Origin of the sequence: Flavobacterium aciduliphilum (assembly GCF_003268855.1) — a bacterium.
GTDB lineage: Bacteria > Bacteroidota > Bacteroidia > Flavobacteriales > Flavobacteriaceae > Flavobacterium > Flavobacterium aciduliphilum.
The window spans coordinates 68,570-82,480 of record NZ_QLSZ01000001.1; the positions used below are offsets into that span (position 1 = coordinate 68,570).

Here is a 13,911-nt window from a genome sequence, read left to right on the forward strand (position 1 = left end):
ATTATTTGGTTTGTTTTTTTAATTCGTTTAAATCTGATACAATGGTTGGCAAGTTTTTGAAATGCACATACGATTTAGTCCACTCACCATAGGTAAAAGCAGGCGATCCTTGAACGGTCTCATTGTCTTTTAAACTTTTTCCAATACCCGATTGTGCTTGAATTCGCACACCATTTCCAATAGTAATATGTCCAACAATACCCACTTGCCCTCCAATGATGCAATTCTTTCCAATTTTGGTCGAGCCTGCTACTCCTGTTTGGGATGCAATGACCGTGTGTTCTCCAATTTCTACATTGTGTGCAATTTGAATTTGATTATCCAATTTTACGCCTTTTCTGATAATCGTAGAACCTAATGTGGCTCGGTCAATCGTGGTACAAGAACCGATTTCCACATGATCTTCTAAAATGACATTTCCTATTTGGGGAATTTTTTTATACGATCCATCCTCAAGGGGTGCAAAACCAAAACCATCTGAACCAATTATGGCCCCTGAATGAATCACACAATGATTTCCAATTTCTGTTTCAGAGTAAATTCGTACCCCAGCAAATAAAATGCAATTATCTCCAATCGTCACATTATCTCCAATAAAAGAATTAGGATATATTTTCACATTAGTTCCAATCGTTACATTTTTTCCAACATAACAAAAACTACCCAAATACAAATCAGAGCCATAGGTTACATTCTCGGAAAGTACAGAAGGTTGTTCAATACCCGATTTCATGAGTTTAACCTGATTGTAATATTCCAACAACTTGGTAAAAGCTTGATAAGCATCTTCTACTTTTATCAAAGTAGTCGTAAGCGGTTGTTCAGGTTCAAATGCATTGTTGACAATAGCCACCGTGGCTTGTGTCGTATAGATATATTTTTGATACTTAGGATTAGACAAAAAAGTCAAAGCGCCTTCAGTACCTTCTTCAATTTTTGCCAACTTGTATACCTCAGCATCAGGGTTTCCCACCACGACACCTTCTAATATATCGGCAATCTGTTTTGCTGTAAATTTCATCTAGTTTATATACATATCTGAAAAAAGAGATTTCGTAATAGTCTTTTTAAAATAAAACACGCCACAAGAAAACCTATTTTTCAGCACAAAAATATAAAATTTATTTAAACCCTAGGTATTCCATAGAACTTTTGGAAAGCACATAAAATATTTTGTCACCGCTTTTGAGAGCGCTTTTACTTGCAATTGGTCGGGCGTATCCACTAAATTCTCAATACTGCCGTCTTTTTTCAAAATACTAATGGGTTCCGATTCCTTATTGTATGCTTGGTTCTTAAGTTTTCCTTTAAAAATAAAATAATTCGCATCTTTTTCCGAAAGTGCGTGTTGAGACGCCCATTGGGTTTTCAATTGCGTCATAACATCAGCTTTGGCTGGCTCGTCAAGCAGTACTATTTTTAACAAATCTCTATTGAGAATCATTTTGCACAGAGTACTCAACACAAAATCGGAATGAAACTGCCAGCCTTTTATAGCCCCCATCACATCATAATCATCAAGCAAAGCAAAGGTTTTAAGAATGGCTTCGTCAAATGAATCCAATGTAATTTTATGATGCAAGAAAAATGAAAGCGGCATGCTGCAAGGCAACTCCAAGCCTTTTTGGGTCAACTCTTTAGCGCGTTTTAATATTTTGGTCAAAATCAATTCGGCAGCGACCGACGTTTTATGTAAATATACTTGCCAATACATGAGGCGACGGGCAATGAGAAATTTCTCTACCGAATAAATTCCTTTTTCTTCTATGACCAACACGTCATCTTTTACATGCAACATCTGAATCAATCGATCGCTATTGATATTCCCTTCGGCTACTCCGCTGTAAAAACTATCCCGTTTCAAATAGTCCATTCGATCCATGTCGAGCTGACTAGAAATGAGTTGATACATAAATTTTCTGTGGTATTCCCCTTTAAAAATCTTTAACGCTAAGGTGAGTTTGCCATCAAACTCTTGATTGAGTAAATCCATAAACCGAAGCGAAATCTCCTCATGATGAACTTCTTCTACAATGCTATGCTCCATTGCATGACTAAACGGTCCATGTCCAATATCGTGCAGCAATATGGCTATATACAAGGCATTTTCTTCTTCTTCCGATAGTAATACGCCTTTAAACCGAAGCGTTTGAACCGCTTTTTGCATCATGTGCATACACCCCAACGCATGATGAAAACGAGTATGATGCGCACCAGGATAGACCAAATAAGACAAACCCATTTGTGAGATGCGTCGCAACCGCTGAAAATAGGGATGCTGAATTAAATCATAAATTAGAGAATTGGGTATGGAAATAAATCCATATATCGGGTCATTAAAAATCTTTAACTTGTTGGTCGTAATCACTTGATGCTGTTTTAGAAGCACAAAAGTACGGGAATTGACAGAAACTAGAAACTAAATTTCGTGTATTCCCAAATCCTTGAGAAATTATGCCCAAAAAAAACGCCTCGTGAAAATTACACGAAGCGCTTTTTACATCAAATTAATAACTGGAATTGTGTCGCTTTTGCTTAAATTCCTTATAAAGTGGCCCGTCAAAACTAACAACAAGGCACATCATAACAAGAATTAATCTTCATATTCATTGGTCATGGCATACCAACCAAAAATGGTCAAACCGGTCACCACAAGGGGTAATAAAACAAAGAAGATAATAATTCCGAAAACCAAATCGTCTTGTTTTCCTGAGGTTAATTTTCCTCCGAAAATTCCAATAGAATAATATGCTACCGCTGCTGCAAGAGCAATCCAAACTATTCCAATATATTTTTTTATTGCGTTCATCATAATTTCTAAGTATTAGTCGTGAAGGGTATTAATTTTTTTATCGATATAAATCATTCCGATGACAAAACAAATGGCGGCAATGATAATAGGATACCACAATCCTTCCAAATAGAATTCTGGATTTAATGGTTTTGGACCTGTCCCTTTGGCTGTGGTTACCAAATAGGTTGAAATTGCAGGCAATAATCCTCCGAAAATTCCATTTCCAACGTGGTAAGGCAAAGACATGGATGTATAGCGAATTTTAACAGGGAACATCTCTACTAAGAATGCCGCAATCGGTCCGTATACCATCGTCACAAAAATCACTTGAATAAAAATCAAGAATACCAAGTACCATTTTACATCTTCTGTAATGTTTTTTACCACCGCTACATTCGGTTTGATGCTGAAGCCGTCCACATGTGATTTGTGTTTAGCTTCACCTCCTGTAAACGTTTTTAAAGCTAAAGATTGTAACGTATCAACCTTCATTGGTTTTTCGTCTTTTTCCAAGTCGTTTTTCACTTTCACCACTTGATGTACAATCTCTCCTGCTTTGTCTTTAGTGTCAAATTTAATCCAAGTTTCGTTTTTAGCAGCCGCTTTAGCATCAAAGGCTAATTCTTTCGCTAAATATAACGTATCGGTTTTCGTGTAATGGAATTTAGCACCATTAGAATACAACGTATCCGTTTTAAAGTCGATAAATACTTTGGTGTTTTTTACAGATGAATCTTTAGCATCAGGTTCTGTTTTAATGGTCGCAACGGCACCTCCAAGCGCTTTACAACTGTCTTGTACTACCGTGATATTCTTTTTCACCATTTCTTTAGCATCGGTCAAATGATACATTTGGCGGTAAATAGGACGATATGCAAAAATAGCCAATAACATCCCCGTCATCATGATGGTTTTTCGACCAATTTTATCACTCAACCATCCAAAAATTACAAAGAACGGGGTGCCAAATAACAATGCAATTCCTAATAATGTATCAACTTGTGAGGAATCAATACTTTGTACCGTTTTCATAAAACTCATGGCATAGAACTGTCCAGTGTACCAAACCACTCCTTGCCCCATAGTTGCTCCAAACAACGCCAACAAAACATATTTAAGGTTCAATTTGTGACCAAAACTCTCTTTTAAAGGATTCGTACTCGTTTTTCCTTCCGATTTTGCTTTGGCAAACACCGGAGACTCATCCATGTTTTTACGGATTAAGTACGATACAAACACCATCAAAATTGATACCCAAAACGGTACTCTCCAACCCCAGTTTTCAAACTCTTCTTTAGACAAAAGACCTTTTGTGATTAAGATTACCATCAACGAAATGAACAACCCTACTGTTGCCGTAGTTTGAATCCAAGAGGTCCAATACCCACGTTGTCCTCTTGGCGCGTGTTCTGCCACATAAGTCGCAGCGCCACCATATTCACCTCCAAGCGCCAAACCTTGTAACAAACGTAATAATAACACTAACAAAGGCGCCATAAACCCAATGGTTTCATAACTTGGAATACATCCTATCATAAACGTGGCTCCCCCCATTAACACTAGGGTTACCATAAAGGTATATTTTCTTCCTATCAAATCACCCAATCTTCCGAAGAATAAGGCTCCAAAGGGACGTACTACAAACCCTGCGGCAAAGGTTGCCAAAGTTGATAAGAAGGCCGCTGTTGGATTATCGGCTGGGAAGAATTTGGTCGATAATACAACCGCCAAACTCCCGAAAATGTAAAAATCATACCACTCAATCATCGTCCCCAACGACGATGCGGAAATTACTTTCCAAATTCCTTTTGCTGATTTATCGCTCATAATATTGCGTTTTTTAAGATTAATATAATTAAATTATTAGAACGTATACACACAAGAAACCATCGCTCTCATATTTCCTACCGTTACTTGATTAGCATCTGCTTTTCCGTTTCCGTTCGTATTTAAATCGCCCCAAACAGCCGATGTATATTCCAACTCTGGGGAAACTCTAAATTTATTTTGTTTAAAATCTATTCTGCCAGATATACGAATAACTTTATCAATTACTCTAGTTGGTGCTGTAGGCAAATTTGTTCCTCTCATATAATAAAAAGCGGTTTCTCCAGCAGCAAGTGTATGCCCTGTTCCTTTATTATTGGTCATCCCAAAGAATAATCCTGGAGCTACTTTTTTACCATTGCTCGCAATATCCAACCAGAAAGACGATGTTTTTGATGCTTCAAATTTTTGAACTTCTGTACCTGTTGTATAACCTACATAACCGCCCAACATCACTAGATTACTCATATCTCCTCCCGAAATTCCGTAGGCTTTAACAGAAAAAGCATCGTTGCTGTATTTTGCATATCCCATGATCGACGTGCTAGTCACTTTTTCAGTCGTCATTTTTCCGTTAGAAACAGTCAAAGGTTGAATGGATTTGTATTCAAATTGTACTCCAGCCAACCAATTTTTACTTCTAAATTGTAAGTGTCCGTTGAATGTAGGGATTGACGAATTGATGGTGGCTGAGTTTTGTGTAGCAGTAGTTGTGCCATCAGTAGCCGCATTGGTCGTAAACTCTCTTTCTTTGTATGCTGTTACTGCAATCGATAATTGTTTGGTAAGATTTTGTTTAAAACGTGCTTGAGTAGCCCATCCAAACGGATTGAATAAAATTCCTGTGTTGAAATTGGCTACCCCTGGAAAACACTCTGGTATAAAATTAGGATACCATGTTTGTCCTAACGTTAGAGATGATTTTGCCCAATCCATGTTTACAAAAGCATGACGCAAACGGAACATTCCAATAGAAGAAGGCGAGCTCTCTGTATTTCCAAAGAAGTCTCCTTCTAAGATTCCGCTCATTTTAGCCCCCCACACGTTTGGCCCTTTTACCTTAGTACCCAATCGCGAAACAACCGAAAGGAAGTTGGATTGCCCTACGTCATTTTTATCTGAACCGTCAGCCAATTTCGCTTCGTCGTTCGGATATAGGTTTAAGTTTAACTCACGTACAGAAGCCGATTTTCTGGTATCCCAAATGTAGTCGGTTCTAATAAAACCGTACATTGTTACATCCCACTCTTTTTCTGCAGGTGCAGCTGGAGTAGAAGGAGTTGTCGTTTGAGCATTTCCTATAAAGGAACAAGCTACAAAAGATAACATAATAATTTTTTTCATAAGGTTTAAAATTTTGGTTAGTATTGTTTTTTCGTTTGACCAAATTCTGAATTTTTAGGAATGAAAAAAATTATTATATATATTTATGTAAACGCTATAGTTAATCTTTGAAACGTTCCCATTTGATAAGCATAAACTTATCGCCCAACTCGGTAATAATCATTCCCGCTCCTTTCAATTGGTCTTTGTTTTTTAGAAATTCGACCAATTCTAAGTGATTATAAATCTTATAAGTAGGATGATAATCGGTGTGATTGGGTTTGCTTATTTTAAACTCCTTCACCCAATTGCTCACCGTGACGTGCGAGACCCCGATAATGCGCTCAATTTCTCGATAACTCAATCCTTCCAAATACAACTGCAAGGCTTTGGTTACATAATAACTGTCTATCTTTTTTCCCAGTTTGTTTACAGTAAAATAGTAATTGCATTTTTTACACAAAAACCTTTGTCTCTCTTTGATAACACCACTTTTTACAATCTCGTCGTTTTGACATTTCGGACAAGCTAAAATCTCCATATATATAAATTTTGCATAAATATACTAATTTAGCAAATATACAAAAACATTTTATGTATTTTTTTTCAATAAAAATTACACAGTCCTTAATTTTAATGGGAATTATTTACATATCTTATAATTTTTAGGAAAAATTGCTGATTTACGGTTTTGAAAGGAGTAGAAGAATGCTTTTTTGACAATTTTAACCCAAAACCTCAACTTTGCACTTTTAAACTTTTAAAAAAACACATAGAAAGATAGATTACATAGTTTTTATTATAAGACGTTTCACTTGGAATAGAATTCATAGTGCTTTCTACTTGACGAACTGATTACTCACAACTGATCACTGAACACTTCTACCTTTATACTTAATAAACTTTTAAACTCTTAAACCTTTAAACCCACAACCTAATCCCTTCTTGTGTGATGCTTCCTACGTCAGCATGACAAACGATACGTTAATAAACCCTTTAAACCTTTAAACCTTTAAACCTAAAACCTACCACCCATAACCTACTCCCATCTTGCGTGATGCTTCCTACGTCAGCATGACAAACGATACTTTTATAAACCTTTTAAACTCTTAAACTTTTAAACTCTTAAACTTTATAAACCCATAACCTACTACCTATAACCTACCACCCCAAGGACTCAAAAAAAAAAGTAGGCTCTAGCCTACTTTCCTTATTTATAACCATGCTCCTTTATAAAAACGCCCAACGGAAGCCCGTGTACACATCAATTTGTTTGCTGTCTTTAAGTAGCGCGGTAACCACCGAACCTGAACCGAGGTAGAACCCTCCCAAACGGAAACCAAAGCCTCCATTAAACCCAGAAATCTCGCTGCTCGACCAAGATGAAAAGGCTTCAAAGAACCCGAGGTTCACACGAGGTGTTACGGTAATCATATTTTGTGCTGTGATTTGGTCGTTTTTGCTGTTGCTGTGCATTTTTTGTTGCCCATAGACTGAAACATACAGCTTAGGGACAATTTTTACATCGGCATAGGCGGTAAAAAGGGTAGGCAATTTTACTTTAAAATCTTTATTCTGAGAGATTTCAGTCAAATACCCGCTGCTCAACAGCCTTGCTTCTACGTCTTTCAAACTATTCACATTTTGAAATTGACTTAAATCCAGCCCAGGATTGGTTGGTGTGGCTTGAGGTATTGACAAATGGTAATAGGTAGAGGCATTGTTGCTGTCGCTAAACGTCATACTACCCATATTGCGCACCGAAGCCCCTAGGTTAAGTTTGTATTTTTTGCCATCTTTCCATTGGTAGTTGAATCCCACATCGCCTACAAATCCATGCAAACCTCCAAAAACCGATTGGCTGTAGTCGTTAAATTTACTAAAACTATTCGCTAGATTCCCCGAATAGGCTATGTTTAGGGTGGCATCGGCATTACTCATATACGATCCCGTGGCTGTATTGGAGATGGTTCCCGAAAATTTATCAGTTCCCATATTCGCATAAGACCCAGGAAACATCATTTTGAAAGTTACCCCTGCATTAAAACGGTGTTTGTCGTTTTCATACAAGGTATGCGCAATAGAAAAGCCCACTTCGCCCCAAGTCGTTCCGTTCAACCGTTGGTTGTAATCATTTTTTATCACGGTAGGACCACTAAAATTAATGCCGTTGTTGGTGATGGCGTCTCCAATGTGGGTATCAATATCGACCAAATCGAGACGTCCCACTGCTTTGGTTGTCACGCCAAAGCCCCATTTGCGCCATCTTACGGCAACTCCAGGACCATACAATTCAACATCGGAACGCATATTGACCGCATCGGCTCCTTTAAAAATGAGCGACTCCAAATTGGAACCATTGACAATATCGCTATAGCCAATTTTATTGTTGCTCACATTGAGGCTAAAACCATAAAAGTTGATTTCGATTTTTTTAGACAAGTTTGCCAATTCCGCTGGGTTGATTCCTGCGTTTAAGAGTCCCACACGGGAGGATGTCGACAATCCTGTGAAGTGCTCCTGACTGTAGGCAAAAACACTGCTGAGGGTACAAAGGGCAAGGACAATTTTTTTCATAGTTCTTGAGTATTACGCTTCGAGAAGCCGTTAAACAAACTTTAGAAATGAGGTTAGGTAAATGTACAACTTATTTTATACAATTCCAAATGGCATCGTTTGGCGTGGGAGCTGTAAGCGTAAGCTCCTCTTTGGTCACGGGATGAGTAAAAACCAATTTTCGGGCATGCAAATGAATGCCTCCGTCGGGATTACTACGGTCAAACCCATATTTTAAGTCGCCTTTTATGGGGCAACCAATAGCCGCGAGTTGTGCTCTAATTTGATGGTGTCTGCCCGTGTGAAGTTGAATTTCAAGAGCAACATAATGGTCTAGCGTTTGGATAATCTTATACGTCAACGAGGCTTTTTTGCTGTCGGGTACTTCTTTGAGATGCGCTTTGGAAGTGTTGTTTTTTTCATTGCGTTTCAAAAAATGTACCAACGTCGCTTCGTCGTGGGGCGGTTTGTTTTTGACTACAGCCCAATAGGTTTTTTGCGTTTCCCGTTCGCTAAACATTTTATTCATGCGTTCAAGGGCTTTGCTGGTTTTGGCAAAAACCACGAGCCCCGTGGTGGGACGATCCAACCGATGCACCACACCAAGAAATACCGCACCCGGTTTTTGATGCTTTTCTTTAAGGTATTCTTTGACTACATCGGGAAGCGGTTTGTCGCCTGTTTTATCCCCTTGCACAAGATCCCCCACACGCTTATTCACCACGATAAGGTGGTTGTCCTCGTGCAAAATCTGGAGATTGGATTTATGGGAAATGATTTTCTCTGCCAAAATTATTTTTTAAAAAAGGGTTGTGTATTTTTCTCGTTCTTGATGTTACTTTCTTTGAATTCAAGCCAACTGACGAGAAATTATCACCTGTAAAATATGTTCTTAAAACTCAACTTTCAATAGGAACTATTAAACTTGTATTCCCTATTTATACTTTCTTAACTGAACCTTTTTAATTAAACCACATAGAGTCTTAGTTTTCATAGTTTTTTTCAAGGCGTTTCACTTGGAATAGACCATATAGCGCTTTGACTTCAAACTTTGTATCTCGTAACTTGTATTTTTTACTTGATAAACTTTTAAACTCTTAAACCTTTAAACTCTTAAACCTTTAAACCTTTAAACTTTTAAACAAATAAACCCAACCCTAATACTGCTCTCCTGCATTGGGGAAATCGCGACTTTTCACATCAGATACATAGTTTCCGATGGCTTGAATCATTTGTTCGTATAAGTTTAAATAGCGACGCAAGAACCTCGGGCTAAATTCGTTATTCATCCCTAGCATATCGTGAATGACTAGCACTTGACCGTCAACGCCTCCCCCAGCGCCAATACCAATGACAGGAATGGAAATGCTTTGGGCTACTTTTTCAGCCAAATGAGCAGGGATTTTTTCGAGTACTACAGCAAAGCATCCTAGTTTTTCCAACATTTTGGCATCTTCTAATAGTTTTTCTGCTTCAGCTTCCTCTTTGGCGCGCACGTTGTAGGTGCCAAATTTATAGATGGATTGTGGTGTTAAGCCCAAGTGCCCCATGACAGGGATTCCAGCATGTAGTATTTTTTTGATAGAATCTTTAATTTCGCTTCCACCTTCCAATTTCACCGCATGTCCTCCACTTTCTTTCATGATTCGAATGGCAGAGCGTAGTGCTTCTTTCGAATCGGATTGGTAGCTTCCAAAAGGCAAATCGACCACCACAAGCGCACGTTCAATGGCACGTACTACACTCGAAGCATGATAAATCATTTGATCTAGGGTAATGGGCAAGGTTGTTTCATGACCTGCCATGACATTACTAGCCGAATCGCCCACTAAAATCACATCGACGCCAGCGGTATCCACAATCTTCGCCATAGTAAAATCGTATGCCGTGAGCATCGAGATTTTCTCGCCATTGGCCTTCATTTCTATTAACGACTTTGTAGTGATTCTTTTGTAATCTTTTTTTGCTACAGACATATCTTAGATATTTGAAAGTGTAAAAGTACTAAAATGGTTTGGTACCGCATAACATCTAGGGAAGAATTCGTGATAAGCGAGAGTCTGTTGTTAGTTTTCAGTGAGCAGTACGTCAAGTATAAGGTATTAAGGTTCTAAGGGACTAAGAGACTAAGGTTGGAGTAATCCGTTTTCAGTTGTGAGTGATCAGTTCGTCAAGTAGAAAATATGAAGTATGAGGTTCTAAGATACTAAGACTCTAAGGCTCTAAGGTATTAATTTTGACATTGAAAAGAATCCAATTATCTAACCCTCTAAAAATCTAATAATCCAGCAATCCTTTATAAAACATCCAAGCTTCCTTTCCCCTCACGGATAACTTCGGGTTCATATCCAGAAAGGTCAATTACCGTAGATGCGATATTATCTCCATAACCCCCATCAATGACAAGATCTACTTGATGTTGCCATTTTTCAAAAATCAATTCGGGATCGGTAGAATATTCAATCACCTCGTCTTCATCATAGATGGACGTAGAGACAATGGGATTGCCCAACATTTTTACAATTTCGATGATGATGTTATTATCGGGAACTCTAATACCTACTGTTTTTTTCTTGCGAAACTCTTTTGGCAAATCATTATTCCCTGGCAAAATGAAGGTGTATGGACCTGGTAAGGCACGTTTTAAAATCTTAAAGGTGGCGGTATCAATTTGCTTTACATAATCTGAAAGGTTACTCAAATCACTACATATAAAAGAGAAATTGGCTTTTTCTAATTTGACACCCTTAATTTTAGCAACGCGTTCTAAAGCTCTTGAATGGGTTATATCACATCCCAATCCGTAAACGGTATCGGTGGGATAGATGATAATTCCTCCATCTTTTAAGACATCGACCACTTTCTTGATGGCGGCCTCACTGGGTTTGTCTTCGTATATTTTGATAAACTGACTCATCGCGCTCTATTTTTTAGAATTTAACACATTCTTACTACTTATAGTCCTACCCAATGACCTGCAACTTAGCGAATTTCAACAACAGCTTTTTGATACCGCCTACTTCAAAGCGTATTTCGGCTTTTTTGTCACTTCCCACGCCTTCGAGACTCATCACCTCTCCTTTACCGAAGCGTTCGTGCATGACAATATTGCCCACGGTTAGTTTGCTGTCAAATAAATTGGAAGCCTCCTGACTCGGCGCTTTACTCGACATGGGTTTGAGTTTCCTAATGTTTACAGCAGAAATAGGTTCGTCGCCATATTTCTTAGGTGGTGTGCCTGCAATAGGTTTTGACAAACGTAATTTTGATTTGTCTACATCGCCAAAAATATCAATATCCATCATAGGTTTGTATTGATAGCGTTCGGGGCCTCCCACATTGATATATTCCAGATAAGAAGATTCAATTTCTTCTATAAATCGCGAAGGTTCGCTGTCGGTTAATTTTCCCCAACGATAGCGCGATTGTGCATAGGTAAGATACGCCTGATGTTCGGCTCTAGTGAGGGCAACATAAAACAGCCTTCGCTCCTCCTCTAGTTCGCTTCGTGTATTTAAACTCATCGCACTAGGAAATAAATCTTCTTCCATCCCTACAACAAAGACATAAGGAAATTCGAGCCCTTTGGCAAGGTGAATTGTCATCAGTGCCACGCGGTCGTCATCGCCAGTATCATTGTCCAAATCGGTGGCCAGAGCTACATCTTCCAAAAATTCTGAAAGAGCCCCACGAGCGCCATCGATTTCTTTCTGTCCTTCTATGAAGTCTTTGATTCCTCCCATCAATACTTCGATGTTCTCAATGCGAGCAATACCTTCGGGAGTGCCATCTTTTTTCAATTCTTGAATCAGCCCTGTCTTTTTAGCGACATGATCGGTAAGATAGTAGGCATCTTGGGTTTCATTGATTATTTGAAAACTTTTAATCATGGTCACAAAATCTTGTAACTTTTGCTTGGTACCCGAATTTAATTTCAAATCTATTTTTTCAATATGTTCCATAACCTCAAAAATGGAACGCTTGTAATGATTGGCAGCAATGGTCAACTTTTCAACGGTGGTTTCCCCTATTCCACGATGAGGATAATTGATAACGCGAATTAGGGCTTCTTCGTCTTTGGGGTTGATGACCAAACGCAAATAGCATAAAATATCTTTTATTTCTTTTCGTTGGTAAAACGATAGTCCTCCATATATACGATACGGAATGTCTCGCTTGCGCAAGGCATCTTCCATAGCACGGGATTGTGCATTGGTGCGGTATAAAATAGCAAATTGATTGTTTCGCAGTTGGTTACGCATTTTTTGTTCGAAAATTTCACCTGCTACAAAACGCCCTTCTTCCCCATCGGTAATGCTGCGATGTACTTTTACTTTCGGACCAAAATCGTTGGCCGTCCATACCACTTTATCTAATTTGGTCTTATTTTTATCTATAATCGAATTGGCCGCTTCCACAATATTCTTTGTAGAACGATAGTTCTGTTCCAATCGATAGGTTTTGACATGATCATAATCTTTTTGAAAATTCAAAATATTATTGATGTTGGCTCCTCGAAAGGCATAGATACTTTGAGCATCGTCTCCCACCACGCAAATGTTTTGAAAACGATCTGATAGCGCTCTAACGATAAGATACTGCGAATGATTGGTATCTTGATACTCGTCGACCATGATGTAGCGAAAGCGATCTTGATATTTGGCTAGAACATCAGGAAAACGATTGAGTAATTCATTGGTTTTTAGCAATAAATCGTCAAAATCCATAGCACCTGCTTTAAAACAACGGTCCACATAGTTGGCATAGACTTCTCCTAGACGAGGTTTCTTGGACATCGCATCTTGTTCTTGTAATTCTGGATTGTTAAAATAGGCTTTAACAGTGATGAGCGAATTTTTATAAGACGATATTCTTCCCAATACTTGTTTGGGTTTGTAAACCTCTTTATCGAGTTGCATTTCTTTGATAATCGCCGAAATTAAGCGCACCGAATCTTGCGTATCATAAATGGTAAAGTTGGACGGAAAACCCAATTTATCGCTTTCACTGCGAAGAATGCGCGCAAAAACAGAATGAAAAGTTCCCATCCAAAGATTTTTGGCTTCATTAGAGCCTACAATATCGGCTATACGCTTTTTCATTTCTCGGGCAGCCTTATTCGTAAAGGTCAAAGCTAAAATATTGAACGCATCGACACCTTGACTCATCAAATAGGCAATACGCATGGTCAACACCCTTGTTTTTCCAGAACCTGCACCAGCAATAATAATCATAGGTCCGTCTTTTTGGAGAACGGGCAATTGCTGCGCTTCGTTAAGTTGGCTAATATATCGTTGCATGTTCATTTGAATCTAATCCACAAAAATAGAACTCCTATTTTTGAAACACAATTTTTGACGTTTGTTTTTGTAAATTATTTTGAAAGTTCAAGAGTTTAAGGGTTTAAATTA

11 protein-coding genes are annotated in these 13,911 nt (G+C 38.4%); all 11 read right to left on the bottom strand.

All coding sequences use genetic code 11. The features are described from left to right. Window position 1: 1 nt before the first annotated feature. The 11 genes from lpxD to CLV55_RS00335 all read right to left on the bottom strand — a co-directional run bounded on the left by lpxD (window position 2) and on the right by CLV55_RS00335 (window position 13,800). Window positions 2–1,021, bottom strand: a complete 1,020-nt coding sequence (gene lpxD / locus CLV55_RS00280; protein WP_112111743.1) for a UDP-3-O-(3-hydroxymyristoyl)glucosamine N-acyltransferase — start codon at window positions 1,019–1,021, stop codon at window positions 2–4. 111 nt (window positions 1,022–1,132) lie between these two features. After that, complete coding sequence (locus CLV55_RS00285) at window positions 1,133–2,368, bottom strand: HD domain-containing protein (RefSeq protein ID WP_112111744.1); 1,236 nt, start codon at window positions 2,366–2,368, stop codon at window positions 1,133–1,135. 225 nt (window positions 2,369–2,593) lie between these two features. After that, a complete protein-coding gene (locus tag CLV55_RS00290; protein WP_317048356.1) occupies window positions 2,594–2,812 on the bottom strand; it encodes a DUF6814 family protein in 219 nt (72 codons plus the stop codon). A 12-nt stretch (window positions 2,813–2,824) separates the two neighbouring features. Then, window positions 2,825–4,621, bottom strand: a complete 1,797-nt coding sequence (locus CLV55_RS00300; RefSeq protein ID WP_245902659.1) for an MFS transporter — start codon at window positions 4,619–4,621, stop codon at window positions 2,825–2,827. Window positions 4,622–4,657: 36 nt separating this feature from the next. After that, a complete protein-coding gene (locus tag CLV55_RS00305; protein ID WP_112111745.1) occupies window positions 4,658–5,965 on the bottom strand; it encodes a hypothetical protein in 1,308 nt (435 codons plus the stop codon). Between the two features lie 100 nt (window positions 5,966–6,065). Continuing rightward, on the bottom strand, window positions 6,066–6,485 hold the full coding sequence (locus CLV55_RS00310) for a transposase-like zinc-binding domain-containing protein (RefSeq protein WP_112111746.1): 420 nt from the start codon (window positions 6,483–6,485) through the stop codon (window positions 6,066–6,068). Window positions 6,486–7,174: 689 nt separating this feature from the next. Then, window positions 7,175–8,521 (bottom strand): hypothetical protein, encoded by a 1,347-nt coding sequence (locus CLV55_RS00315; protein WP_112111747.1) that lies wholly within the window; start codon window positions 8,519–8,521, stop codon window positions 7,175–7,177. Between the two features lie 70 nt (window positions 8,522–8,591). Continuing rightward, window positions 8,592–9,290: an RluA family pseudouridine synthase gene (locus tag CLV55_RS00320; protein ID WP_112111748.1), complete on the bottom strand. Its 699-nt coding sequence runs from the start codon at window positions 9,288–9,290 to the stop codon at window positions 8,592–8,594. 367 nt (window positions 9,291–9,657) lie between these two features. Further along, the gene (panB, locus tag CLV55_RS00325) at window positions 9,658–10,476 is read right to left on the bottom strand and encodes a 3-methyl-2-oxobutanoate hydroxymethyltransferase (protein WP_112111749.1); all 819 of its coding nucleotides are present in this window, start codon (window positions 10,474–10,476) and stop codon (window positions 9,658–9,660) included. A 320-nt stretch (window positions 10,477–10,796) separates the two neighbouring features. Next, on the bottom strand, window positions 10,797–11,417 hold the full coding sequence (locus CLV55_RS00330) for an L-threonylcarbamoyladenylate synthase (RefSeq protein WP_112111750.1): 621 nt from the start codon (window positions 11,415–11,417) through the stop codon (window positions 10,797–10,799). Between the two features lie 46 nt (window positions 11,418–11,463). Then, complete coding sequence (locus tag CLV55_RS00335; RefSeq protein WP_112112198.1) at window positions 11,464–13,800, bottom strand: ATP-dependent helicase; 2,337 nt, start codon at window positions 13,798–13,800, stop codon at window positions 11,464–11,466. Between the last annotated feature and the right edge of the window lie 111 nt (window positions 13,801–13,911).